The organism is Streptomyces sp. NK08204, assembly GCF_020400585.1.
Lineage (GTDB): Bacteria > Actinomycetota > Actinomycetes > Streptomycetales > Streptomycetaceae > Streptomyces.
The window spans coordinates 25,442-52,359 of sequence record NZ_JAINVF010000029.1; the positions used below are offsets into that span (position 1 = coordinate 25,442).

Below are 26,918 nucleotides of genomic sequence, written 5' to 3' on the forward strand. Positions count from 1 at the left end.
GACAGATCCACGGCTGGCTTTATCACTCCCAGAGGTGTTTCGACGGATATTGTGCGTGGTTTGAACGACTTGCTGACGGTCGGAGTTTGCAGTGGCTCCGGTGTGTACCGGGCGGGCATGATGACGGTACTGCGCGGTGTCCCGGGGATCGATGTGGTGGTCGAATTCGACACTGCGGGCTACAGTCCCCGGTTGCTGCGGGACCGACGGCCACGCGTGCTGCTGATGGACCTGGACGGCTTCGACATCGATGATCTGCTGGCCCGGCAGGTGGTGAGCCGGACCACGGAGCAGGCGGTGAAGGTGCTCGCGCTCTCCTCCCACCTGGACCCGGACACCGCGATCAAGGTGCTCCGCGGAGGTGCGGAGGGTTTTCTGCACAAGGACACACCGGTGCGCGGTCTCGTGGACGCGATCCGGGCGGTCGACCGGGGCGGCGCGGCACTGGACCCGCAGGTGGCCGGCGAACTGGTCACCGCACTGCGCTACAGCGGCCCTTCGGAGGCCTCGGTCGGCCTGGGCAGCGGGGTGAAGCTCACCCCGCGGCAACGGCAGATCCTCGGCCTGATCGGCCACGGGCTGACCAATGTGGAGATCGCCGACCAGCTGCAGCTGGGCAGGCCCACGGTGAAGTCGCACATCTCCTCGTTGCTGCGCGCGCTCGACCTGCGTGACAGGACCCAGTTGGCGGTGTACGCGTGCACGCACGGTTTCCGGGCGCACGCTGCAGTGCCCGTAAATTGACGAGCCGTTGCGGATTTCCCGCAACCGGCTGCGGATATTCCGCCGATTTTTCACGGAAGACTTCTGATGCGAAGCGAGATGAGCGTCGAAGATGATTTCCTCATGAGGAATTCGAAGGTGAGCCGAATTCGCGCCGATGACATAGAGCCCTATCGGGCGCGCGGTGGCCAGTTGCGCATGGTGCTCCACCCGGGTTCGGTGGGCAGCCGCTCCGGATACATGGGCACGGCTGTTCTCCAGCCCGGCGAACACGTGGTGGAGCATTTCCACCCGTATTCCGAGGAGTTCCTGTTCGTCGTCAAGGGCGACCTGGTGCTCGAGGTCGAGGGCGAGGACTGGGCACTGGGAGCCGGCGACGGCATCTACGTGCCCATCGGCAAGCGACACCGGCTGCGCAATGCGGGCACGACCGAGTCGCTGACCGTGTACCACATCGGCCCGCTCGCGCCGGACCCGTCACTGGCGCACGTCGACACCGAGGTGCTCGGCGAGACGGACACGGAACAGACCGACGCCGCGGCCGGCACGGCCCGCATCCTGTTCGGCATGACGGTGGCCGAGGAGAAGCGGGAGGCCTTCCTGGCCGCCTACGAAAAGGTCCGGTTCAGCGTCGCCGCGACCCCCGGGCACATTCGCGACCAGATCTGCCAGTCGCCCGACAACCCGGAAAAGTGGCTGATCACCAGCGAATGGACCTCGGTCGCGGACTTCTTCGCCTGGGAGAGGTCCGAGGAGCACAAGGAACTGGTCAAGCCGATGCGGGAGTGCTACTCGGATCCTGAGTTCCGCAGCTTCACCGTGGTCGCCGAGACGAAGGCGGCACAGTCATGAGCACCATCTCCGCCGACGACCGTCTCATGACCTACATCAACGTCTTCCACTGCAAGCCGGAGAACCAGCAGGCGCTGTCCGCCGCGATCCGCAAGGAGACCGACGAGGTCGTCCGGCACATGCCCGGCTTCATCTCGGCCAACCTGCACTGCAGCGTCGACGGTACCCGGGTGACGAACTACGCCCAGTGGAGCGAGCTCTCGGCCTTTCAGGAACACATCCGCAGCGAGGCGGGCCGCGCGCTGATTCTCGAACTGCACAAATACGCCGACGACGTGGACGTGCACGTGTACCAGGTCGACTGGATCGTGTCCGGTGAAGGGGAGCGACCGTGAAAACCGCAAGGGAACTCTGGGAAGCCGTCTACGCGGTGGTCGACGCGGGCAACCCCGCCGGGGTGGACGAGATGTGCCACGCCGACGTGGAGATCCGCACCGCCAGCCAGCGCAAGAGGGGCGCGACCCAGCTCGCCGCGATGTTCGCGCAGCAGCGTGGGCTGTACGGCGAACTGGAAATCGACGTCGACGGGGTCATCGAGTCGGCGGACGGCTCCGCGCTGTCGGTCGAGTTGACGCTGTCCGGCGTGCCCAAGGGCACCGGACAGCGGTTGACCTGGAACGTCGTGGAGACGATCCGGGCCGACGCCGGCCGCATCGTGTCCTGGCACGCCATGCTCGACCGCACCGGCCTGGTCCAGCAGATCCGCGCGCTCCAGGGATGACCGCCATGCCGGTCGCAATACCCGCACGCCGGGAGGTGGAAGTCGCCGACGGCGTGGTCGCGGTGGTGAACGGCGACGGCAGCGCGGGCCTGTCGAACAGCGTGCTGCTGCTCGGCGAGCCGACCACGGTGATCGACACCATGCTGCTGCCGGAGATGGCGGCCGACATCGTGACCGCACTGACCCGCCGGGGCCGCGGCGCCGAACTGGTCGTCAACACGCACATCCACACCGACCACATCGGCGGGAACGTCCTGTTCGACAAGGTGCCGATCATCGCCCATCCGCGCACGGTGACCGGGATGCGCAGGATGATCGGCGAACCCGGCCTGCCCGTACTGCTCGCCAAGGTGATGCCGAGGTTCGCGACGCGCCTGGCGGACTGGGACAGCGTGGCCGCCGAACCGGTCCCACCCGCCGGCATCGAACGCGCGCTGCCCGACGGAGCGCGGGTGCTCGAGTTCACCGACACCCATTCGGCGGCCGACCTCGCGGTGTGGCTGCCTGCCGAACAGGTGCTGATCACCGGCGACCTGTGCTTCGCCGGAGTGACGCCGCTGGCCGTGCACGGCCGGGTCGGCCGCTGGCGGACGGCACTGGACCAGCTGATCGCGCTGCGCCCCAGGGTGGTCCTTCCCGGCCACGGCAGGCCGGCCGGGATCGAGGCGCTGCACGACCTGGCCGACTACTTCGACCGCGTGCTCGCCGCGGCCCGGCTGGCGCACGCCGAACAGCTGCCCGCGGAAACGGTGTGGGCCCGGTTCGATCCGGGCCCGGCGGCGGGCTGGCTCGAACCGGAACGAACTCTCGTGAACATCCAGGTGGCTCTCTGTGAGCTGACCGGAAAACCCTTCCAAGGAGAACATCGTGTCTAACAAGATCATGTGTCGTCGGATCCTGGACGAGGCCTTCTCCCAGGGCAAGACCGAGGTCCTCGACGAGCTGATGACCGAGGACTTCGTCAACCACAACGCGGCTCCCGGAATGGACACCGGCCGCGAGGGCGTCAAGTCGGTGATCCGGGTCGAGCGTGAAGGCTTCCCGGACATGAAGGTCGAGCTGATCCGCGACTTCGAGGACGGCGAGTTCGTCATCCAGCACGTCGAGGTGTCCGGCACGCACAAGGGCCATGTGTTCGGCGCGGCGCCGACCGGCCGCACCATCAGCTGGAACGAGATCCACATCGTGCGGGTCCGCGACGGCCGCGTGAGCGACCACTGGGCCTGCAACGACCTGCACGTCCTGCTGACGAAGCTGGGCAGGATGACGCCGCCCGACACGTCCGCCTTCTCCCAGGCGACCGCCGCTTCCTGACCGGCACCCTGCGTCGTCATTCGGGATTTCGTCGAGGAGATGCATCATGACAGACGGTTTCGCGATCATCGGCATGGCCGCCCGGCTGCCCCGGGCGAACGGACCGGCCGGGTTCTGGCGGCTGCTGCGTTCGGGCACCGACGCGGTCACCGACCCGCCCCCGGACCGGATGATCGCGCGCCGTGGCGCATTCCTCGACGACATCTCCGGATTCGACGCCGGCTTCTTCGGCATCTTCCCGCGGGAGGCCGCCGCCATGGACCCGCACCAGAGGCTGATTCTGGAGTTGGGCTGGGAGGCGCTGGAACACTCCCGGGTGACCGAGACCCGGCTGGCGGGCACGCGGACGGGCGTGTTCGTGTCCGCGCCGGGGGAGAGCACGCCGGCGTCCACGCCCGGCCCTTACACCTTCGCCGGACGACAACGGGCCATGGTGGCCAACCGGTTGTCCCACGCCCTGGGCCTGCAGGGACCGAGCCTCACCGTGGACACCGGGCAGTCCTCCTCGCTGGTCGCGGTGCACCTGGCGGTGCAGTCGCTGCGGACCGGTGAGTGCGACCTGGCCATCGCGGGCGGGGCCAGCCTGATGGTGACCCCGGACGCCCACAGCGGCCTGGCCGAGATGGGCGTGCTGTCCCCGGACGGCCGGTGTCACGTGTTCGACAGCCGGGCCAACGGCTTCGTGCCCGGCGAGGGCGGCGGCCTCGTCGTACTGAAGCGGCTGGCCGACGCGCTGGCCGACGGCGACCGCATCGCCGCGGTCGTCGTCGGCAGCGCGGTGAACAACGACGGCCGCACCGACGGGCTGACGGTGCCCAGCGCCACGGCACAGCAGGCGCTGCTCACGCGGGCGTACGACCAGGCCGGGGTCGACCCCGGTGCGGTCCAGTACGTCGAACTGCACGGAACCGGTACCGCCGTGGGCGACCCGGTCGAGGCGGCCGGCCTCGGTGCCGCGCTGGGCACCGTCCCGACCCGGACGGCACCGCTGCTGGTCGGGTCCGTCAAGACCAACATCGGCCATCTGGAGGCCGCGGCCGGGATCGCCGGCCTGCTCAAGACCGTGCTGAGCCTGCAGAACCGGCAGGTGCCCGCGAGTCTGCACTTCGCGGCGCCCCATCCGGCCATTGCGCTGGCGGAGTTGAACCTCCGGGTGAACACGCAGGCGCGGCCGTGGCCCGCCGGTCCGGCCGTGGCCGGCGTCAGTTCGTTCGGCCTCGGCGGCACGAACTGCCACGTGGTGCTCGCCGAGGCACCACCGCAGCCCCGTCCGCCAGCGCCGTCGGGCCTGCCGGTGGTGCCGTGGGTGCTGTCCGCGAAGACCGGAGACGCCCTGCGCGGGCAGGCCCGACGGCTGCTGGACCAGGCCGCCGGATCCGACCCGGTGGACGTCGGTCTCTCGCTGGCGGCCACCCGGACGCCGTTCCCGGTTCGCGCGGTCGTGTTCGGCCGCACCCAACTCGAACTGGAGTCCGGATTGCGGGAGCTGGCCGACGCGGTCGTACCGGCGGTGGTGGTCGGGTCGGCCGCGGAACCGTTGTCGGTGATGGCACGCGAGTTCGTGGCCGGTGCCGAGGTGGACTGGTCCGCCGTGTTCACCGGCGCCGGCGCGCGCCTGGTGGACCTGCCCACCTACGCGTTCGACCGGCCGGCCACAGATGTCGGCAGGCCGGCCAGCGCGGTGCCCGGGCCGGACGACGACCTGATCAGGGTCGTCCGGACCGAGATCGCCGCCCAGTTGGGTCACCACGATGCCGATGCCGTGCCGCACGAGCGCAGTTTCCAGGATCTCGGCTTCGGCTCGCTCAGCGCGATCGAACTGGCCGAGCGGCTGTCGGCGACGATCGGCAGGCGGGTCGATGCGACCGCGATCTTCGACTATCCGACCCCGGCCGCGCTGGCCGCACACCTGGCCGCACACCTGGGCGACCACGCCGCCGACCACCACGCCGCCGACCACCACCCGGCCGACGCGCTGCCGGCCTCCGGTCCGGCCGACGACCGCCCGCAGCCGGTCGGGACCACGCGGACCGCCGCCGACGCCGCCGCCGACGACGATGACCCGATCGCGATCGTGGGTGTCGGGTGCCGTTATCCCGGTGGTGTCGCGTCGGCGGCCGACCTGTGGGAGGTCGCGGCCGGTGGGCGTGATGTGATCTCTGCGTTTCCCACCGACCGTGGGTGGGATCTGGCGGCGCTCTACGATCCCGACCCGGACCGGGTGGGCACGACGTACGTCCGCGAGGGTGGATTCCTCTACGGCGCGGGGGAGTTCGACGCCGGTTTCTTCGGGGTGTCTCCGCGTGAGGCGTTGTCGATGGATCCGCAGCAGCGGTTGCTGCTGGAGGTGTCGTGGGAGGTGCTGGAGCGGGCGGGTATTGATCCTGGTTCGTTGAAGGGCAGCGCGACAGGCGTCTTCACCGGAGTCATGCACCACGACTACGGCTCCACCGGCGACCGCCCCGAGGAACTGGAGGGCTACGCCGTCACCAGCACGCAGGGCAGCGTCGCCTCCGGTCGCGTCTCGTACACCTTCGGGTTCGAGGGCCCGGCGATGACGGTGGACACGGCGTGCTCGTCGTCGCTGGTGGCGCTGCACCTGGCCGCGCAGGCACTGCGGTCGGGAGAGTGCTCGCTCGCCCTGGCCGGCGGCGTCACCGTCATGGCGACCCCCTGGGTCTTCGTGGAGTTCAGCCGGCAGCGCGGGATGGCGCCCGACGGCCGGAGCAAGGCGTTCTCCGCGGCGGCCGACGGGGCCGGGTGGGGGGAAGGCGTCGGCGTCCTGCTCCTGGAACGGCTCTCGGACGCCCGTCGTCACGGGCATCGGGTGCTGGCGGTGGTGCGTGGCTCGGCGGTCAACCAGGACGGTGCGTCGAACGGGCTGACCGCGCCCAACGGGCCGTCGCAGGAACGGGTGATCCGGGCCGCGCTGGCCAGCGCCGGTCTGACGGCCGCCGACGTCGACGCGGTCGAGGCACACGGCACGGGCACGACGCTGGGTGACCCGATCGAGGCGCAGGCACTGCTCGCGACCTACGGTCAGGAGCGGTCCGGGGAACGGCCGCTGTGGCTGGGGTCGCTGAAGTCGAACATCGGGCACACCCAGGCCGCGGCGGGTGTCGCGGGTGTGATCAAGATGGTGGCGGCGATGCAGCGGGGCGTTGTTCCCGCCACTTTGCACGTCGACGCACCGAGCCCGTACGTGGACTGGTCGTCGGGTGCGGTGGAGCTCGCCACGCGCCGGCGGGAGTGGCCGGAGACGGGAAGACCGCGCCGGGCGGGGGTGTCCTCGTTCGGCATCTCCGGGACCAACGCCCACGTCATCCTCGAACAGGCACCCGCCGATCCGATCGCACCCCAAGGACAGCCACGCTGGCCCGCCGTGCCCTGGGTGCTCTCGGCGAAGACCGAGGACGCGCTGCGCGGCCAGGCACGGCGGTTGCTCGCCCACGTCGCCGAGCACGACGCCACCGAGCACGCCGTTACTGAGCACGACGCCACCGAGCACGACGTCGCCGAGCACGACGCCACCGAGCACGACCTCGCCGGTATCGGCCGATCGCTGGCGACCACGCGCTCCCGGTTCGCGCACCGCGCGGTGGTGATCGGCACGGACTCGGCCGAACTGGCCGCCGGGCTGGAGGCGGTGGCGGCCGGCCGGCCCGCCGCGAACGTGATCCACGGCCAGGCGGAGGACAATCCGGGGAAGACCGTGTTCCTCTTTCCCGGGCACGGCATCCAGTGGCTGGGGATGGCCGCCGGACTGCTCGACTCCGCTCCGGTGTTCGCCGCGCGGATGGCCGACTGCGCGAGGATCATCGACCCGCTGGTGGACTGGTCGCTGCTGGACACGGTCCGGGAGACCACCGACGACTCCTGGCTGGCGCGCGTCGACATCGTGCAGCCCGCGCTGTTCGCGGTGCTGGTGTCGCTGGCCGAACTGTGGCGTTCGCTCGGCGTACGGCCCGACGCCGTGGTCGGTACGTCGCAGGGCGAGATAGCGGCTGCCTGCGTCGCCGGTGCCCTCTCGCTCGACGACGCATGCCGGCTCATCGTGGCCCGGTCGCGGCTGATCGCCGAGCAGCTCCCCGGCGCGATCGTCGCCGTCGGCGCACCGGAAGGCGTGGTGGCGGGGCGGCTGCTGCCCGGCCTGGAGATCGCGGGCGTCAACGGTCCGAACGGTACGACGGTGGCCGGGCCGACGGACACGCTGGCCGAGTTCGTCGCCGGGCTGCGCGAGACCGGAGTGCCGGCCCGGATCGTGACGCCGTTCGCCTCGCACTCCTCGCTCGTCGATCCGCTGGAGGACCGGTTCGCCGACCTGGCCTCGTTCGTCCGGCCCTCCCGCGCCTCCGTGCCGATCTACTCGACGGTGACCGGGGCTGCCGTCGCGGGCGAGGACCTGACAGCCGCGTACTGGTACCAGAACTGCCGGCAGCCGGTGGCCTTCCAGCGGTCCGTCGAGGCCCTGCTCGCCGACGGCTTCACCCACTTCGTCGAGTGCGCCCCGCATCCGGCGCTGGGCATCCACATCGAACAGACCGCCGAGCGGGACGGCCGCGCTGTCGTCGTGGTCGGCTCCCTGCGCCGCGACGAGGGCGGCCCGGCGCGGTTGCTGACCTCCGCCGCACAGCGGTACGTGCGCGGCGGCGAGGTGGTGTGGGACTCGGTGTTCGGCGGCGCCCGCCGCGTGCCGCTGCCCACGTATGCCTTCGACCGCAAGCGGTACTGGCTGGAACCGAAGCCGCACACGGACGTGACCGCGCTGGGCCTGGCCTCCGCGGATCATCCGCTGGTCGGCGCCGTGGCCGAGCTTCCGGACACCGACGCGGCGCTGCTGACCGGACGGCTCTCGCTCGCCACGCACGGCTGGCTGGCCGATCACACGGCCGCAGGCGCGACGCTGCTGCCGGCCACGGCATTCGTCGAACTGGCCCTGCGCGCGGGCGCCGAGGTCGGCCACGGTGTCCTGCGGGAACTGGTGATCCAGAGCCCGCTCGTGCTGCCCGAACAGGGCGGCGTGGCCGTCCGGGTGGTCGCGGACGGCGGCGAGGTCGCGATCCATTCCCGCACCGACGGCGAGTGGACGACGCACGCGCGTGGCGAGCTGGCCGCCGAGGAGACCGCCGACGAGGGGACCGCCGCCCAGGAAACGGCCGGGTCCGTCGAACTGGCTGCTTGGCCACCCGCCGAGGCGACCGCGGTCGACCTGAGCGACGCCTACCAGCGGCTGGCCGAGCGCGGTTACGCCTACGGCCCGGCATTCCGGGGCCTGCGCGCGGTGTGGCGCCGGGGCGACGAGGTGTTCGCCGAGGTCGCGCTTCCCGACGGCACGGATCCGGCCGGGTTCGGCCTGCACCCGGCGCTGCTCGACGCGGCGTTGCACGCGGCCCTGGTCACCGTGGCCGAGCGCGGCGTGGCGCTGCCGTTCTCCTGGACCGGCGTCCGGCTGTTCACGACCGGCGCCACCGCACTGCGGGTGGTGATCACACCGAGCGGGCCGGACGAGATCTCCCTGGCGGCATACGACGACGCCGGCAGGCCGGTGTGCACCGTCGGTTCGGTCGTGCTGCGGCACCTGTCGCGCGAGCAGCAGGCCGCGGTGTCCCGGGCAGGGCGGTCCGCCGCCCACCGTCTGCTGGAGCTGACCTGGCCGCCGCTGGAGCGGCCCCGGACGGCCCCGGTGTCGGTCGCGCACTGGTCCGCCCTGGACCGGACGGCGCCGATCCCGGACGTCGTAGTGCTCGATGGCCCGTTCGTCTCACGCACCCCGTCGGAGCGGTCCGGAGCGGACGTGGTCGCCGAGACACACGCCGCCACCCACCGGGTGCTCGACGTGCTGCAGGACTGGCTCGCCGACGAACGGTCGGCGCACAGCACCCTGCTGATCGTCACCCGCGGCGCGGTACGGCCGGCCGGCGAAGGCGCGCCCGATCCGGCCGCCGCCGCGGTGTGGGGTCTGGTGCGCGCGGCACAGGTCGAAGCTCCCGGCCGGTTCGTGCTGGTGGACACCGACGCGGACACCGACGCGGACGTCGACGTGGCCACCGTCGTGGCGTGCGGCGAACCGCAGGTGATGATCCGGTCCGGCGTGCTGCACGCGGCCCGCCTGGCCCCGGTGCCGCCGACGCCCCTGGGCACGTTCGACCCGACGACTCCCGGTGCGGTCTCCGGTGCGGTCTCCGGGCCGGCTCTCATCACAGGTGGCACGGGTGGACTCGGCTCGGCACTGGCCCGCCACCTGGTGACGCGGCACGGTGTGCGGCATCTGGTGCTCGCCTCGCGCCGGGGACCGGACGCGCCGGGCGCCGGTGAACTGGTCGCCGAGCTGGCCGAGCTGGGGGCGACCGCGCAGGTGGTGCGGTGCGACGTCACCGACCGGGCCGCGCTCGCCCGCCTGGTGACGCCCGAGCTGACCACGGTGATCCACGCGGCCGGGGTGCTCGACGACGGCGTACTCGACTCGCTGACCCCCCACCGGATGGATTCCGTGCTGCGGCCCAAGGCCGACGCCGCCTGGTACCTGCACGAGGCCACCGCCCGAACCGGCGCCACGCTCGTGCTGTTCTCCTCGGTGCTCGGCCTGTGCGGCGGGCCGGGGCAGGCCAACTACGCGGCGGCCAACGCCTTCCTCGACGCGCTGGCCGCCTACCGGCACGATCGCGGGCTGCCCACGCTCTCCATCGGCTGGGGGCTGTGGGACCGCGACACCGGCATGGCCGGTCAGCTGCGCGCGTCGGACATCGTCCGGCTGGAGCGGCGCGGCCTGACGGAACTGCCGGTCGACGCCGGGCTGGCCCTGTTCGACGCCACCCTCGCACAGCACCGGCCGTACGTCGTCGCGATGCCGGTCGACCGCGCGGTGCTCCAGGTCTCCGCCGACCTCGGCGAACTGCCCGCAGTGCTGAGGGACCTGGCGCCGACCCGGCATCAGGCGCCGCCCGCCGCCTCCACGCCCGCGGACCTGCTCACGCTGACCCGGAACGAGACCGCCATCGTCCTGGGGCGCGACGGCGGCGAGCGGATCGATCCGGACCGCAACTTCCGGGAACTGGGCTTCGACTCGCTGCTGGCCGTCGAGCTGCGCAACCGGCTCAGAACAGCCACCGGAATGACGCTGCCCGCGGCCGTGGTCTTCGACTACCCCACGCCTGCCGCACTGGCCGGGTACCTCAGCGACCGGACTACCGGACGCACCGAGCGCACGGACGAGCAGCCGGCGCGCGTGGCGGACGACACCGATCCGATCGTCGTGGTGGGCATGAGCTGCCGGTTCCCCGGCGGAATCGACTCGCCCGCGGACCTGTGGCAAGCCGTGGTCGACCGCAGGGACGCGATCGGTGACTTCCCGACCGACCGCGGCTGGCAGGTGAGCGGCCTCTCCATGCGGCAGGGCGGGTTCCTCGCCGACGCGGGGGCGTTCGACGCCGCGTTCTTCGGCATCAACCCGCACGAGGCCGCCGCGATGGACCCGCAACAGCGGCTGCTGCTCGAAGTGAGCTGGGAAGCGGTGGAGCGCGCCGGCATCGACCCGCAGTCGCTGGCAGGCAGCCGCACCGGTGTGTTCGCCGGAATCATGGCCCAGGAGTACGGCGCGGGCGCCGACGACGCCGCGGCCGGCGTGGAGGGCTACCGGCTGATCGGCAGCCAGGGCAGTGTCGCCTCCGGCCGGGTCGCCTACGCGCTCGGCCTGGAGGGGCCCGCGGTCACCGTGGATACGGCCTGCTCCTCCTCACTGGTCGCGGTGCACCTGGCCGCGCGGTCGCTGCGCTCCGGCGAGTGCGACCTGGCGCTGGTCGGCGCCGCCACCGTGATCGCCACGCCGAGGGTGTTCGTGGAGTTCGCCAAGCAGGGGGGACTGGCCGCCGACGGACGGTGCAAGCCGTTCTCCGCGGCGGCCGACGGAACCGGCTGGAGCGAGGGCGCGGGCGTGCTCGTACTGGAGCGCCTGTCACGGGCCCGGGAGCGCGGGCACCGGGTGCTCGCCGTGGTGCGCGGCAGCGCGGTGAACCAGGACGGCGCCTCCAACGGGCTGACCGCGCCCAACGGTCCGTCCCAGCAACGCGTGATCCGTGCCGCCCTCGCGGGAGCAGGCCTGTCCACCGCGGACGTCGACGTGCTCGAGGCGCACGGCACCGGCACGGTCCTGGGCGATCCCATCGAGGCGGAGGCGATCCTGGCGACCTACGGCCAGGGCCGGCCCGCCGACCGGCCGCTGCTGCTCGGCTCGGTCAAGTCCAACCTCGGGCACACCCAGGCAGCGGCAGGCATGGCCGGCATCATCAAGATGATCGGCGCGCTCACCCACGGCCTGGTGCCGCCGACACTGCACGCCGACCCGCCGACGTCCGCGGTGGACTGGTCGGGCGCAGCCGTCGCGCTGGCGACCGAGCCGGTCGACTGGCCGCACACCGGGCGACCCCGCCGGGCGGGCGTGTCGGCGTTCGGCATCTCCGGCACCAACGCCCACGTGATCCTCGAACAGGCACCCGACCAGCCGGAACCGGCTGCGGCGCAGCGGAACTGGCCGGTGCTGCCGTGGGTACTGTCCGCGCGCACCGGACCGGCGCTGCGCGGCCAGGCCGCCCGCCTGCTGGCCCACGTCCGGTCGAACGAGAACCTCGACCCGGCGGCTGTCGCCTCTGCACTGGTGGCGACCCGGTCGCGGTTCCCGCACCGGGCGGTCATCACCGGCGCGGACCGCGCCGAACTGCTCGACCGGCTGGCGGGGACCGCTCATGCCGGGGCCGCTCATGCCGGGGCCGCTCATGCCGGGTCGGCCGAGCAGACCGAGCCGGGGACCGGACCGGTCGTGTTCCTCTTCCCCGGACACGGCAGCCAGTACGCGACCATGGGCGCGACGCCGTACGCCGAGTTCCCGGAGTTCGCCGCCGCCCTCGACGAGGTGCTCGCCGAACTCGACGCGCACCTGGACCGGCCGATGGCCGACCTGCTCTTCGCCGAGAAGGGCTCGCCGGACGCGGCCGTCCTCCAGGACCAGACCGAGTACACCCAGCCCGCGCTGTTCGCCGTCGAGGTCGCGCTCTACCGGCTGGTCGAATCCTTCGGACTGCGACCGGACTACCTCCTCGGCCACTCCTTCGGCGAACTGGCCGCGGCGCACGTGGCCGGCATCCTGTCCCTGCCCGACGCCGCCAGGCTGATCACCGCGCGCGGCCGTGCCATGGCCGCCCTGCCGCCCGGCAGCATGGTGCAGATCCTGGCGGGCGCCGACGAGATCGAGCCCACCCTGGAGCCCGGTGTGTCGATCGCGGCCCTCAACGCGCCGGACGCCACGGTGATCTCCGGGACGCCGGACGCGGTCGAGCGGGTCGTCGAACGCTGGCGTGCGCGCGGGCGGCGATCGGTCAGGCTCCGTAACCGGTACGCCTTCCACTCGGCCGGACTGGACGGCCTGCTGGGCGAGTTCGCCAAGGTGGCCCGGGAGGTCACCTATCACCCGCCGACGATCCCGATCATGTCCAACGTCACCGGCCGGCCGGCCGCCGAAGGGGACCTGCGCTCGGCCGACTACTGGCTGCGGCACGCCAGGGGGACCGTGCGGTTCCTGCCCTGCGTGAACGCCCTGGCGGAGCTCGGCGCGAGCACCTTCGTCGAGATGGGGCCGGGGCGGGCACTGATCACGCTGGCGGCGCGGAGCTTTCCCACCGAGGTGCCCGCGCTGCCGCTGCTGCGCGGTGACCAGCCCGAACTGGCCACCCTGCTGTCCACGCTCGGCGAACTGTCCGCGCGGGGCCTGCCGGTCGACTGGCGGGCGGTGTTCGGCGAGCCGTCCGGCCCCTTCGCGGAGCTGCCCACCTACGCGTTCGACCGGAGGCACTACTGGCTGCAGCCGCAATCGCCGGTCGCCGCGACGGGCCTGGGATTCGTCGCGGCGGACCACCCCGTCCTGACCGCCCGCATGGAGCTGCCGGACGACGGCACGGTGATCCTGTCCGGCTCGGTCACCCGCAATTCGCCCGGCTGGCTGGCCGACCACGCGGTGGCCGGCACGGTGCTCGCCCCCGGCACCCTCTTTGCCGAACTGGCCCTGCGGGCCTGCACCGACACCCGGGCGAACACACTGCGCGAACTGGTGATCCAGACTCCGCTGGTGCTGCCCGAGCAGGGCCGGCTGACCGTCCAGGTGATCGCCCACCCGACCGGTGAGCTGGTGCTGTCCGCCCGCCCCGACGAGCCGGAGGCACCCTGGGTGGTACACGCCAGGGGTTCGGTGACCACGGCGGACCGGCAAGACCCTCCGCCGCTGACGGTCTGGCCGCCCGCAGGCGCCGTACCGATCGACCCGGACGGGGCCTACGACCGGCTGGCGCAGCAGGGATACGACTACGGCCCGGCCTTCCGCGGACTGCGCGCGATGTGGCGCGACGGCGAGGACGTGCTCGCCGAGATCGCGGCCGACGTCGACACCACCGGCTACGGCCTGCACCCGGCCCTGCTGGACGCGGCGCTGCAGGTGTGGCTGGTGGCCACCGACCGTGGCGGCACCGACGTCCCGTTCGCCTGGGAGAACCTGGTGCTGCACCGCACCGGGGCGGACAGCCTGCGCGTCCGGCTGTCCCCGGCGGGTCCGGACGGCGTGTCGGTCGCGGTGTACGACCGGGCGGGCCGGCCGGTGCTGACCGCCGAATCGGTGCGCCTGCGCCCGATGTCCGCGTCGGCCGGCCGCCTACGAGAACTGGCCTGGACCCCCCTGCCCCCCACACCCGCCGCTGCCGCTGCCTCCGTCTCTGTGCCGCACGACGATGTCACGGTCCTGGACGGCCTTCCCACCGGCGCGGACGTGGTCTCCTCGGTGCATGCGGCGACGCGGACGGTGCTGGGCGCGCTGACCGCGCCGACGACACAGCGGCTGGTGATCGTCACCCGCGGCGCGGTCGCGCTGCCTGGCGAGGACGTGCCGGACCTGGCCGGCGCAGCGGTGTGGGGCCTGGTCCGGTCCGCGCAGGCCGAACAGCCCGGCCGGTTCATCCTGGTGGACACCGACGGCGAACTCGACCTGCCGGCGGTCCTGGCGACGGAGCAGCCGCAACTGGTCATCCGGTCAGGGGTGCCGCACGCGGCCCACCTGGCCACGCTGGCGGAACCCTCGACGGGCGGCTCCCCGTTCGGCCCGGAAAGCAGGGTGCTGATCACCGGTGGCACCGGCGGTCTCGGCGCGCTGATCGCCCGTCACCTCGTGGTGGCGCACGGTGTTCGGCGACTGCTGCTGGTCAGCAGACGCGGTCCGGCCGCGCCCCAAGCACCCGCCCTGCGGGCGGAGCTGGCAGAACTGGGCGCGGCGGTCGAGATCGCCGCCTGCGACGTCAGCGACCGGGCCGCGGTGGCCGACCTGGTGACACCCGATGTGACCGCCGTGGTGCACACGGCCGGCGTACTCGACGACGGGGTGCTGGGATCGCTGACACCGCAGCGGCTGGCAGCGGTACTCGCGGCCAAGGCCGACGCCGCCTGGCACCTGCACGAGGCGACGCGCGGGCTGGACCTGACCGCGTTCGTGCTGTTCGCCTCGGTGGCCGGCACGCTCGGTTCGGCGGGACAGGCCAACTACGCCGCAGCGAACGCCTTCCTGGACGGGCTGGCCGCGCATCGCCAGGCCGGCGGCCTGCCCGCGGTGTCCATCGCCTGGGGACTGTGGGCGGGACAGCGCGGTATGACGGAGCACCTGAGCGAGGCGGATCTGGCGCGGCTGCGCGACCGAGGGCTGGCGGCGATCACCGAGTCCGACGGCCTGGCGATGTTCGACGCCGCCCTGACCGCGCCGCGCGCACAGGTCACCGCGGTGACCCTGCGCGCGCCGGCCCGGCAGAGCCACCAGGACGACGCGGTACGGCTGCGGCACGAACTGGCCGGCCTCGACCAGGACGAGCAGCGCACACGCGTGCTGGACCTGGTGAGCCGCAAGCTGGCGGCGGTGCTCGGCCACCGCGACGGACGGCCGCTCGACACGGACCGCACCTTCCGCGACCTGGGCGTCGACTCGCTCACCGCCATCGAACTGCGCAACGCCCTCGCACCGCTGACCGATGTGCCGCTGCCGGCCACGGCGGTGTTCGACCACCCCACTCCCGCGGCGCTCACCGACCACATACACCGAACCCTCGTCGCGCCGGTGCCGGACGCGCGGCCGAGCCGGAAGGAGCTGATAGACACGATGGACACCGAAGAACTGATCGCGGCAGCGCTGGGCGAGGGCGGCCCGCGATGACCGACCGGATTCCAACGGTACGGATTCCGGTCCCGCGGAACGCGGCCGCGGGCAGCCGGGCCCGGTCCGCGTCGGCCCGGTGGGACCGGGTTCTCATGGCGGCGCTCTGGCAGGGCCTCATCGGGCTGGGCATCTGGTGGATGTCGGTACCGGCCGTCGTGGTCGACGACCACTCGCATGACTGCGGGCGGAGTGACCTGCGATGAGCAAGGACACCGAAGCCAGGCTGGTGAAGGCACTGCGCGAGTCGCTCAAGGAGATCGAGCGACTGCGCCGGAACGGCCGCGGCCCCGCCGACGACGATGACCCGATCGCGATCGTGGGTGTCGGGTGCCGTTATCCCGGTGGTGTCGCGTCGGCGGCCGACCTGTGGGAGGTCGCGGCCGGTGGGCGTGATGTGATCTCTGCGTTTCCCACCGACCGTGGGTGGGATCTGGCGGCGCTCTACGATCCCGACCCGGACCGGGTGGGCACGACGTACGTCCGCGAGGGCGGATTCCTCGACGGTGCCACGGACTTCGACGCCGCCTTCTTCGGCATCGGTCCCGGCGAGGCGGTCGCGATGGATCCGCAGCAGCGGTTGCTGCTCGAAGTGACCTGGGAGGCGCTGGAGAACGCGGGCATCGACCCGCATTCCCTCGCCGGCAGTGCGACCGGAGTGTTCGTCGGCCACATGGCGCAGGAGTACGGGCGCGACATCGAGGAAGCCGGTACGGAGGGGTACCGGTTGACCGGCACGGCAGGCAGCCTGATCACCGGCCGGGTGGCGTACACGCTGGGCCTGGAGGGTCCGGCGGTGACCGTCGACACGGCGTGTTCGTCGTCGTTGGTCGCGGTGCATCTGGCGTGCCGGTCACTGCGGTCGGGGGAGTCGGACCTGGTCCTGGCCGGCGGCGCGACCGTCATGGCGACGCCGCGTGTCTTCCTCGAATTCGCCCGGCAGCGTGGTCTGTCGCCGGATGCGCGGTGCCGGTCGTTCGCGGCGGCGGCGGACGGTACGGCCTGGGCCGAGGGTGTGGGTGTGGTCGTGCTGGAGCGCTTGTCGGACGCGCGTCGGCGTGGGCATGCGGTGCTGGCGCTGGTGCGGGGCAGTGCGGTGAACCAGGACGGTGCGTCGAACGGGTTGACGGCGCCGAACGGTCCGTCGCAGCAGCGGGTGATCAGGTCGGCGCTGTCGGATGCCGGGCTGTCGCCCGGGGATGTGGATGTGGTGGAGGCGCATGGCACGGGGACGGTGCTGGGGGATCCGATCGAGGCGCAGGCGGTGCTGGCGACGTACGGGCAGGAGCGGTCCGGGGACCGGCCGGTGCTGCTGGGGTCGTTGAAGTCGAACATCGGTCATACCCAGGCGGCGGCGGGTGTCGCGGGGATGATCAAGATGGTGGCGGCGATGCAGCGGGGCGTTGTTCCCGCCACTTTGCACGTCGACGCACCGAGCCCGTACGTGGACTGGTCGTCGGGTGCGGTGGAGCTCGCCACGCGCCGGCGGGAGTGGCCGGAGACGGGAAGACCGCGCCGGGCGGGGGTGTCCTCGTTCGGCATCTCCGGGACCAACGCCCACGTCATCCTCGAACAGGCACCGCCGGCGCCCGACCCGCCCCGGCGCCCCATGCCCGCCGTGCCCTGGGTGCTGTCGGCGAAGACCGAGGACGCGCTGGCCGCACAGGCCGCTCGGCTGCTCGTGTGGCTGCAAGGTACGGACACCGACCCGGCGGACGTCGACCCGGCGGACGTCGGATTCACCCTGCTGTCCCGGGCACGGTTCGCCCACCGGGCCGTCGTGCTCGGCACGGACCGGGACGAACTGCTGACGGGGCTGCGCGCCCTCACCGACGCACCGAAGCCGGGCACCGTGACCGGCGTGGTCGGGCAGAGCGCACTACGTGACCTGGCCGACCGGTTCGTGACCGGCGCCGTGGTCGACTGGGCCGAGGTGTTCGCCGGTTCCGGCGCGCGGCGCGTCGACCTGCCCACCTACCCCTTCGCCCGGCAACGCTACTGGTCGGCACGGTCCACGGCGAACGCCGTGCCCGATGCCCCCACCACCGGGCACGCGAGCGACGTCACCGCCGCGGTCCGCACCGCCGTGGGCGACGTACTCGGCGAGCACGGCGCGGTCGGTGACGACGACGACATCGCCGCACACGGCCTGAACTCGCTGTCCGCTGTGGAACTGCGTGGTCGGCTGCAGGCGCTGACCGACACGCGGATCAGCATGGCCGACATCCTCGACAACCCGACGATCCGCTCGCTGGCCAAGCTCTTGGCCGAGCGCTGCCAGTCCCGGAGGCCCCGATGACCACCGACCCCGTTGCAGCCCTCGCCTTCGACCGGTTCGTGCCGCCCATGACGGTGAACCGGCGCTCACCCCGCGAGGTGTTCGTCACCGACCACGCGCGCATCGGCGCGGACGAGTTCGCGATCGCCGTACGCGTGGCGCACGACCACCCCCTGTGGTCCGACCAGCGGGCACACCTACACGACCCGGCAGCCGTGATCGAGGCGTTCCGGCAGGCCTTCGTCGTGGCCCGGCACGAGTATCTCGGAGTCCCACGGGGCACCCCGTCGGCCGTACAACAACTGACGCTGGCCGTGCCGGACCTGGACGCGTTCCGCACCGACGGAAGCACGCCCCTGAAAGGCGTCATCAAGGTGCGCGTCACGCAGACCGACGGCACGTTCGACATCGCGGGCGACTTCGTCGTCGGCTCGGCACGGGCCATGACGCTGTCGTTCGGCAGCATCCTGTTCCCCCGCGAGTCCTACCGGCAGATCCGGGACTACCAGCGGTCCCGTCGGCCCGCGGAGGCAGCCGGCACACCCGACACCAAGCCATTGGACCCCGAGCTGGTCGGCCGGCACGACCCCGGCAACGTGGTGATCGCCCCCGCCACCCGGCCCAACCGCTTCCCCCTGGTGGTGGACCGCACCCACCTGTCCTTCTTCGACCGGGACTACGACCACCTGCCCGCATCGCTGCTCATCGAAGCCATGCGGCAGTCCGCACTGCGCAGCGCGGCGGAGGCGGGACTGCGCACGGGCGAGGCGGCGCTGACCCGGGCCGAGCTTGACTTCGGCATCTTCGTGGAAACGGACGTGCCCGCCGAATGCGTGGTGTCGGCGGTGACCGGACGACCCGGAACGGTGACCGCGTCGGTGGGCATCGATCAGGCCGGCGTCCGCGTCGCGAGCGGAACCCTGGAACTGACCGAACCGAATCCGTGAGCGAACCGGCGAACTCTTCGACGGATCCGTCGCCTGTGGCGGCCGGCTGACCGCCGGTGTACGCACGGACGGTCCGGCAGGCACCGAACTGTTGCGGCCCTAGCGTCGATGCCATGACGTACACGACGCACAAGATCGACCGCTACGCGGACGTACGGGCGGCGCTTGCCGACCCGGCGCTCGTCCCGGTACTGCCGGCCGCGGACGGCGGTCCGGACGCAGCGAGCGTCGCCTGGCTGCGGGCCACCGTGGCCCGCTTCAGTTCCGGGGAGCCCCACAGGCGCCGACGGGCTGTGGTGGAGGACGAACTGTCCCGGCTGGAGCCCGCCGCGCTCTGGCAGGCAGCGGCGGCGGCAGCACCCGAGCAGGAGGTCCGGGTGCGGGTGGTGCGCATCCTCGCGCAAGCTCTCGGGATCCCGGAGGCCGGGGCGGTCGCGGAGGCGGTGACCGTGGTGGCCGGGGCCTACTTCGGGGACCAGGCCAAGGACAAGGAAAAGACCGCCGCGGACGAGGCCGCGGACGAGGCGGTGGCCTGGCTGGTGACCCACCTGACGCCGCCAGGGCATGCCGAGCAGAGCGCCGAGAACGCCGGGACCGCGCTGGAACCGGTCGCCAACCGCATCGGCTTGCTCGTGCAGGCCTGCGAGGCGACGGCCGCACTGGTGGAGGCCGCCTCCGACGGGGACGTTCCGCTGCCCCGGGTGCTCAGGGAGCTTCCGCCGGTAGCGGCCATGCGCCGAGTCGCCGCCCGGCCCACCCGGACAGCCGGCCGGGAAGTCGCCGAAGGCGATCTGGTGCTCCTGGACCTCGCTCGTGCGCATGACACCCACCCCGTGACCCTCACCTTCGGCGCCCCGCCCCGGGTCTGCCCCGGCCGGGCCCACGCCCTCGCCCTGGCCGGCGGCCTGCTCCGGCGCCCGCTGACCGACTTCGCCCGCCTCCACCACCAGGCCACCCCGCTGCTGCTGCCCAACGCCTGGGACCACGCCTCCGCAGCCGCTCTGGCGGCGCAGGGCTTCCAGGCGATCGGCACCACCAGCCTCGGTGTGGCCGCAGCCGCGGGCCTGCCGGACGGGGCGGCGGCCACCGCCGACGCAACCCTGGCACTGGTCCGCCGCCTGGGCCGCAGCTCCTTCCTCCTGACCGTCGACGCCGAAGGGGGCTTCAGCGACGACCCGGAGGAAGTGGCCGAACTGGCCCGAAGGCTGCACGACGCAGGCGCCGCCGGGATCAACCTCGAAGACGGCCGCCCGGACGGCACGCTCGTCCCCGTGGACCTGCACGCCGCGAAGATCTCCGCCGTCAAGGCCGCCGCGCCGCACCTGTTCGTGAACGCCCGCACCGACACCCACTGGCTGGGCCGCCAGCAGGAAGAGACAGCCGCTCGCCTCGCACGGTACGAACAGGCAGGCGCGGACGGCGTCTTCGTACCAGGCCTGTCGGATCCGGACGGCATCGCCGCCCTGACGGCAACCCTCCTCACCCCGCTGAACATCCTGTACACACCGACCGGCCCCACGCTTGCCGACCTGGCCGCGCTCGGCGTACGCCGCATCAGCCTCGGCTCACTGCTCTACCGCACGGCCCTGTCAGCAGCCGTGACCACGGCAACCACCATCCGCGACGGCCGGCCGACAGACATCGCACCCCCTTCCTACGCGGAGGTACAGGCGCTGCGACGGCCCGACGAGAGGGCGCAGCCCGCCTCGCCTGCGCAACGGACCGACCCGGCCGGGGCGTGACGGAACGGCTCCCGACACACGTCACAGGCCGCTGTCGATCCGGCCGCATCCCGTTCGACGTCATGATGTGCGGCGCCCCGCCCCACGATGACGCGACAGGACCTGACGAGGGAAGACGTGGATCAACTGCTGAGAGTCATGAACTTCAACGTCTCGAGTGACGGAATCGGTGCCGGTGAGCACCAGAGCCTCGACAGGCCGTTCGGCCACGACCATCCCGAGAGGCTGTTCGCCTGGGCCGGAGCCACGGCGAGCTGGCCCATGCGCACGGATTCCGGGGGGAGCCGGGGCCTCGACGACTACTTCACGCGAGACTTCGCACGCAACATCGGTGCCGAGATCATGGGCCGCAACAAGTTCGGGCCCCAGCGCGGGCCCTGGCAGGACGACGAGTGGCGCGGCTGGTGGGGTGCCGAGCCCCCGTTCCGCACTCCGGTGTTCGTCATGACCCACCACGAGCGTCCGTCGTTCACGCTCTCCGACACCACGTTCCACTTCGTCGACGGCGACCCGGCCACGGTCCTCGAACGGGCGAGGGAAGCGGCGGAGGGCAAGGACGTCCGACTCGGTGGCGGGGTCACCACCATCCGGCAGTTCCTTGCTGCCGACCTCGTCGACACCCTGCATGTGGCGGTCTCGCCGGTGAAGCTCGGGTCCGGACTGCGGCTGTGGGAGTCCCCTGAGGAGCTTCTCGACCGGTTCCACCTGGAGGTCGTGCCGAGCCCGAGCGGCGTGACGCACCACCTGTTCTGGCGAAGGTGACGTGAGGGCCCACTCGGGGATGTCAGCGCGGAAGTGATGGATCACCGGCCTGCTCGGCTGCTGTGCGGCTCGAGGGCCGCACAGCACCAGGGGGGTGCTCATTCCGTGAGCGCAGGTCCACCGAGTAAACAGGTCTACTCAACCTTGAGGACCACGACGCTCCATTGGAATCCGAGCCCCTCGGCGATCAAGAGAATGACGTCACCGCTGCTGCAACGGTCGTGGTCCACAAGATGTGCGAGGGCGCTGAATTGATCGGCGGCGCCGGTGTGACCTGTCACCGCGGTGTGATCCCATGTGGTGCGGGAAATGGGTATGTTCAGCGGATCGAGGTAATTCCGGTAGAGGAAGGTTTCCCCGATCGCCGGGACGAGTACGTGGGCTACGTCGGCCAGACGGACATGAGCCATGGAAAGCGCAGCGTCGATCGTGGATGTCAGACCGGCTCGGAGGCGGCCCAGAACCACATCAGTGCCCATACGGGTCTGCAGGAATGCGCGAGCGCGTGCGGTGATGTCGACCGGTGTTCGGGTTGAGGGGACATGAGCGTGCAGGCCGCTCAGTGTGGGATCGGTGAGGGTTGCTGCGGAGAGAAGGCGGGCGTACCCGGCATCGCGACTGAGTACCACGGCGGCGGCGCCATCAGCAAATATATAGCCCTGTTCGCAGTTGAAGCGATCTATGTAGGGCTGCCTCCAAAGATCGCCCGCGACGACGAGGGCGGCGCGGTCCTGGGAGGGAAGCAAGCGATGCGCGGCGAGGACGAGGGCGTTGAGACCAGCTGCGCAGCCGCCCGACATTTCGGCTGCGAAGGTACAAGGGGAGTGGACGGTTTCGGCGATTGCCGTGGCCACGTTGTAAAGCGGCGGTCGTGTGAAGGGGAATACGCTGACGAACAGCAGGGTGCCGATATCGGTATTGGGGACGGTTGCGCGGGCGGTGGCCGACAAGGCGGCGGCGGATGCCAGGTCAAGCAGGGTGGTTGATTCCTCCGCGATGGTGACGGCGCTGAGTCCGGTGACCTTGGCGTCCTCCTCCGAAATGAGCCCTTCACGCACAGCGTGAGCGAGGGGTAAAGCGGGCGGAATTTCTGCTGCGGCCGAAGCGATGTAGAGGGCGGACCCCGACGTGAAGTCGACAGCACTGGGGGTCAAGGCCGGGAAGGGAGGCGTTGCCGGAACCGGGGTAGTCATGGTGCCTCCTGGCTGGTTGTGTGTGGTGGACCAGCACGAGCCAGACGCTGCCGTCCGAGAGCGATCGCGGTGGACGCGGAAGCGGGTCGTGGCATTTCCTGAGCTCGCTGCTCGCTGACTGATCGCCGGACGACGTGCTCGTCTCATCAGTACGACAGGGCAATCCACCGGAATGTCAGGCGAGGCGCCTGCAGGTGTGGGACACCTCGGAGCTGTCGACCTGGTGCGGTGTGAGGCCCGTCCGTCCCGACCGGCGCACCAGCGTCTCACCCTTGTCTCCGGTCAACGTCAGCCCGGCCCACCGGTGGTCCCGTACGTGAGGCGAGGCGCCGACCTCACATTCCGGTGCGGTGTCTTGTCGAAGTGGTGAGGGCAGATGCGACCGAGGAGGGTCGGCGACATCCATGACCAACCAGTCCCGGTCAGGACGCGGCCGGCTCGGTCCGGCCTTGAGTGACAAGCACGGCCGCAACCCCCTTGCCGTCCTCCGCGACCTCTTCACCGGTCAGGTCTGTCTGCCGCCCCTCACCGCCTGATCAACGGGCCTGAACATTCGCATCACCGAGCGGTCGGGCAGCACCACCGTGGACCCGGCCGTCCACGTACCCAGCCGTAGCGCCAAGACGGAGGCTCATCATGGCACAGCCCCCCTTTCCGGCTCTGACCCCCAGCGCTACCGACTTCACGGCGGGAGCCGCCCTCTACATCGCTTCAGCGGCGGCCGAACTTCCGCCCGCGTTGCCTGTCGCAGACGCCATTCGCGACGGGAGCTATTCACAGGAAAGCGCCGACATCGCCGGATACAGCGCCGTCACCATCGCGGAGGAATCAAGCACGATCTTCGACCTGGCATCCGCTGCCGCCCTGTCGGCCACCGCTCGGACAACCGTACCGAGCACCGATATCCGCAGCGTGCTGTTCGTCAGCGTATTTCCCTTCACGCACCCGGCCCTTTACAACATACCCGCAGCGATCGCCGAATCCGTCCGCTCTCCTTGCGCCTTCGCCACCCAGCTTTCGAACGCGTCCTGCGCTGCCGGTGTCGATGCCCTCGTCATGGCCGGGCATCGCTTGCTCGTCACCGACGAACGCGCCGCCCTCGTCGTCGCCGGCGATCTCTGGAGGCAGCCCCACATAGATCGCTTCAACTGCAACCCGAATTTCGTATTCGCTGACGGTGCCGCCGCCGTCGTGCTCAGCCGCGACGTCGGGTACGCCCGTCTTCTCTCGGGCGCAACCCTCACCGATCCGACACTGAGCGGCCTGCACGCCGACGTCCCCACAGCCCGCACACCCGTCGACATCACCGCGCGCGCCCGCGCATTCTTTGAGACCCGCATGGACCCCGACGAGGTTCACGCGCGCCTCGAAGCCGCTTTGACATCCACGATCGACGCCGCCCTTTCTCTGGCTGGTGTCAGCATGGACGACGTAGCCTACGCACTCTTGCCGGCCATCGGGAGGACCTTCCTCCAGCGGTATCTCGACATGCTGAAGATTCCCATTTCTCGCACCACGTGGGATTACTACGCGACTACGAGCCACATCGGCCCCGGCGACCAGTTCAGTGCGCTCACGTATCTCATGGACAACGACCGATGCGGCAGCGGTGATGTCATTCTCTTGATCGGCGAGGGAGTAGGGTTTCAATTCAGCGTGGCGGTACTCGAGGTCCAATAGACCTGTCCCTACGGGCGAGCGCGCCGCCGAGGACACCCGCTTCCACGACACCGCCGACGAGGTGAGGCCACCCGCGTCGCGAGCATCCTCGGGCGGCACTCCTGCCGCTCTGTGACCCACGCCACATGTAGTTCCTGTCAGGAATCGGGACGCTGCTCCGCTCAACCCACGCAAGAGCAAGCGAACTGACAGGAGGACCACATGAAGCACCGCATCGTCGTCCTCGGCGCCGGCTATGCCGGAGCCTACGTGGCCGGGAACCTGGCCCGTCGGCTGTCCCCGGCGGACACCGAGATCACCGTGGTCAACGCCGTACCCGACTTCGTCCAGCGGGTGCGGCTGCACCAGTTGGCGGCCGGTCAGGACGTCGAGGCTCCACAGCTCGCCGACGTCTTCGCGGGCACGGGGATACGGCTGCGCGTGGCCCGTGTCACCGCCGTGGACCCCGAGCACCGGCTCGTCGCCGTGGCCGACGCCGACGGCGGCGGGGAGCTCGGCTACGACACGCTTGTCTACGCGCTCGGCAGCCACGGCGGCGTCGACGGCGTCCCCGGTGCGGCTGAGCACGCCTTCGACATCGCCGGCCGGCCGTCGGCGCTGCGGCTGCGCGAGCGCCTGGACGGCCTGGGCGATGGCGGGCGTGTAGTGGTCGTCGGCGACGGGTTGACCGGCATCGAGACCGCCACCGAGGTGGCCGAATCCCGGCCCGGCCTGTCGGTGACGCTGGTCGCCCGCGGTGAGCTGGGCGCCCGGCTCACCGCCGGGGCCCGGGGCCACCTGCGCCGGGCCTGCGACCGGCTGGGAGTCACCGTCCTGGAGCGCACCAGTGTCGAAGCCGTCGAAGCGACGCGGGTGCTGTGCGCCGACGGCACCGCCCTGGCGTCCGACGCAACCGTGTGGACGGCCGGGTTCGCGGTCGGCCCCACCGCCGCCGCCGGCGGACTGGAGGTCACCGAGACTGGTCAGATCGTCGTCGACCGCACCATGCGGTCGGTCTCGCACCCGAACGTCTACGCCATCGGCGACAGCGCCCACGCCATCGGCGACAACGGCCGGTCGCTGCCCATGTCCTGCTCCTCGGCCGGCTGCACCGCCGTACAGGCCATCGAGGCGATCGTGGGACGCCTGACCGGCCGCAAGATCGCGAACACCAAGCTGGTCTACACGTACAACCACATCACCCTCGGGCGGCGGGACGCGATCCTGCAGTTGGTCGACGACGAAGGGCAGGCAAAGCCGAAGTACCTGGGCGGCTGGAAGTCCGCGCGGATCAAGGCGGTCCTCGTCGCGCTCTCCCGGTGGGCCATCTCGTACCCGACCCTGGGCATGCCCAAGCGCAAGCGCCGCCTGGCCGCCGCGACGAACGCGGCGGACGCGACCGCCGAGAAAGCCGTCGCGACCGCCGAGAAAGCGGCCGCGTAGCCGCCTCATAGGGTGATCCGCGTGGACAGCACCGCCACTGACCGCTTCGACACCAGCCGGTTCGAATCCAGCCGCAACCGGCTGGACTCCCTGGCGTACCGGCTGCTGGGTTCCGCCGCCGACGCCGAAGACGCCGTGCAGGACGCGTTTCTGCGCTGGCAGGCCGCCGACCGGCAGCGGATCAAGGCGCCGGAGGCATGGCTGACCAGAGTCGTCACCAACCTGTGCCTCGACCGGCTCCGCTCGGCACAGGCCCGCCGCGAACGCACCGCCGGCGCCTGGCTGCCCGAACCGCTGCTCGACGGCGACCCGATGCTCGGCCCGGCCGACACTTTCGAGCAGCGCGAATCGGTCTCCCTGGCCGTGCTGACTCTCATGGAGTGCCTGTCACCCCTCGAGCGGGCCGTCTACGTCCTGCGCGAAGCGTTCTCCTGCAGCCACGCCGAGATCGCCGAGATCCTCGACATCACCGAGTCCGCAAGCCAGCAGCGCCTCCACCGGGCCCGGCACCGCATCACCGCCGCGCGCCGCAGCGGCGGCGAAGCCGACCCGGCAACAGCCTGCAGAATCGTCCAGGAATTCCTCGCCGCTGCCTCCTCGGGCCGCACCGAACGGCTGGTGGCGCTGCTCACCGACGACGCGACCGCGATCTCCGACGGCCTCGGCCTGACCGAGACACTGCTGCGATTCGACACCGCGCAGGGCATCGCCGCCGTCGCACGGGCCGGCTTCAGACCCACACCCGCGAAACGGCGACTTGCCGGCGGCACACCCGCCATCCACTACGCGCTCGTCAACGGCGCCCCCGCCGTCCTCTTCGTACTCGGCGACCGGGTCATCGGCGCCGTGACGTTCGACATCACAGGCGGCAAGATCGCAACCGTGCGCGGCATCGCCGCCCCCACCCGTCTCACCCGCCTCACCGAAGCTTGGCAGCAGCACGGACCGGACACGCCGCTCCTCGCCCAGTGGTGACCCCGGGGCGATGCAGGCGGACAAAAAAGCCCCGTCAAGGAGATCAAAGCGCGTGGAACCGCACGACCGCCCGATGTCCG

Annotated in this window: 15 protein-coding genes and 1 pseudogene; 15 read left to right on the forward strand and 1 reads right to left on the reverse strand. The window is 71.4% G+C overall.

Annotated elements, in window-relative coordinates:
* Window positions 1–60 precede the first annotated feature (60 nt).
* From K7G59_RS29995 to K7G59_RS30045, 11 genes and pseudogenes are all read left to right on the forward strand, one after another.
* The gene (locus K7G59_RS29995) at window positions 61–744 is read left to right on the forward strand and encodes a response regulator transcription factor (RefSeq protein ID WP_225839728.1); all 684 of its coding nucleotides are present in this window, start codon (window positions 61–63) and stop codon (window positions 742–744) included.
* A gap of 117 nt (window positions 745–861) precedes the next feature.
* The gene (locus K7G59_RS30000; RefSeq protein WP_225839733.1) at window positions 862–1,575 is read left to right on the forward strand and encodes a cupin domain-containing protein; all 714 of its coding nucleotides are present in this window, start codon (window positions 862–864) and stop codon (window positions 1,573–1,575) included.
* Window positions 1,572–1,910, forward strand: coding sequence for an antibiotic biosynthesis monooxygenase (locus K7G59_RS30005; protein WP_225839734.1), 339 nt, complete (start codon window positions 1,572–1,574; stop codon window positions 1,908–1,910). The genes K7G59_RS30000 and K7G59_RS30005 overlap by 4 nt, the downstream gene beginning before the upstream one ends.
* Window positions 1,907–2,296, forward strand: a complete 390-nt coding sequence (locus K7G59_RS30010) for a nuclear transport factor 2 family protein (RefSeq protein ID WP_225839735.1) — start codon at window positions 1,907–1,909, stop codon at window positions 2,294–2,296. The genes K7G59_RS30005 and K7G59_RS30010 overlap by 4 nt, the downstream gene beginning before the upstream one ends.
* Window positions 2,297–2,301: 5 nt before the next feature.
* Window positions 2,302–3,171 (forward strand): MBL fold metallo-hydrolase, encoded by an 870-nt coding sequence (locus K7G59_RS30015; protein WP_225839736.1) that lies wholly within the window; start codon window positions 2,302–2,304, stop codon window positions 3,169–3,171.
* Window positions 3,164–3,610: an ester cyclase gene (locus tag K7G59_RS30020; protein WP_225839737.1), complete on the forward strand. Its 447-nt coding sequence runs from the start codon at window positions 3,164–3,166 to the stop codon at window positions 3,608–3,610. The genes K7G59_RS30015 and K7G59_RS30020 overlap by 8 nt, the downstream gene beginning before the upstream one ends.
* Before the next feature lie 46 nt (window positions 3,611–3,656).
* The gene (locus K7G59_RS30025) at window positions 3,657–15,839 is read left to right on the forward strand and encodes a type I polyketide synthase (protein ID WP_225839738.1); all 12,183 of its coding nucleotides are present in this window, start codon (window positions 3,657–3,659) and stop codon (window positions 15,837–15,839) included.
* Between the two features lie 292 nt (window positions 15,840–16,131).
* Window positions 16,132–18,138: pseudogene (locus K7G59_RS30030) on the forward strand (beta-ketoacyl synthase N-terminal-like domain-containing protein); the annotation flags it as partial.
* Complete coding sequence (locus tag K7G59_RS30035) at window positions 18,135–19,064, forward strand: AfsA-related hotdog domain-containing protein (protein ID WP_225839740.1); 930 nt, start codon at window positions 18,135–18,137, stop codon at window positions 19,062–19,064. The pseudogene K7G59_RS30030 and the gene K7G59_RS30035, both read left to right, overlap by 4 nt.
* 113 nt (window positions 19,065–19,177) lie before the next feature.
* Complete coding sequence (locus tag K7G59_RS30040; protein ID WP_225839741.1) at window positions 19,178–20,806, forward strand: isocitrate lyase/phosphoenolpyruvate mutase family protein; 1,629 nt, start codon at window positions 19,178–19,180, stop codon at window positions 20,804–20,806.
* A gap of 117 nt (window positions 20,807–20,923) precedes the next feature.
* The gene (locus K7G59_RS30045) at window positions 20,924–21,568 is read left to right on the forward strand and encodes a dihydrofolate reductase family protein (RefSeq protein ID WP_225839743.1); all 645 of its coding nucleotides are present in this window, start codon (window positions 20,924–20,926) and stop codon (window positions 21,566–21,568) included.
* A gap of 134 nt (window positions 21,569–21,702) precedes the next feature.
* Here the strand turns inward: K7G59_RS30045 and K7G59_RS30050 are convergent, their stop codons facing one another.
* Window positions 21,703–22,761 carry a ketoacyl-ACP synthase III family protein gene (locus K7G59_RS30050; RefSeq protein WP_225839745.1) on the reverse strand — a complete coding sequence of 353 codons (1,059 nt, stop codon included), beginning with the start codon at window positions 22,759–22,761 and terminating at the stop codon, window positions 21,703–21,705.
* A gap of 404 nt (window positions 22,762–23,165) precedes the next feature.
* Between K7G59_RS30050 and K7G59_RS34820 the strand changes: the two genes are divergently transcribed.
* From K7G59_RS34820 to K7G59_RS30065, 4 genes are all read left to right on the forward strand, one after another.
* Window positions 23,166–23,297, forward strand: coding sequence for a hypothetical protein (locus K7G59_RS34820; protein ID WP_263976954.1), 132 nt, complete (start codon window positions 23,166–23,168; stop codon window positions 23,295–23,297).
* Between the two features lie 100 nt (window positions 23,298–23,397).
* Window positions 23,398–24,441, forward strand: a complete 1,044-nt coding sequence (locus tag K7G59_RS30055) for a 3-oxoacyl-[acyl-carrier-protein] synthase III C-terminal domain-containing protein (protein WP_225839747.1) — start codon at window positions 23,398–23,400, stop codon at window positions 24,439–24,441.
* A 201-nt stretch (window positions 24,442–24,642) separates the two neighbouring features.
* On the forward strand, window positions 24,643–25,863 hold the full coding sequence (locus tag K7G59_RS30060) for an NAD(P)/FAD-dependent oxidoreductase (RefSeq protein WP_225839749.1): 1,221 nt from the start codon (window positions 24,643–24,645) through the stop codon (window positions 25,861–25,863).
* Between the two features lie 21 nt (window positions 25,864–25,884).
* The gene (locus K7G59_RS30065; protein ID WP_225839751.1) at window positions 25,885–26,838 is read left to right on the forward strand and encodes a sigma-70 family RNA polymerase sigma factor; all 954 of its coding nucleotides are present in this window, start codon (window positions 25,885–25,887) and stop codon (window positions 26,836–26,838) included.
* Window positions 26,839–26,918: the final 80 nt, after the last annotated feature.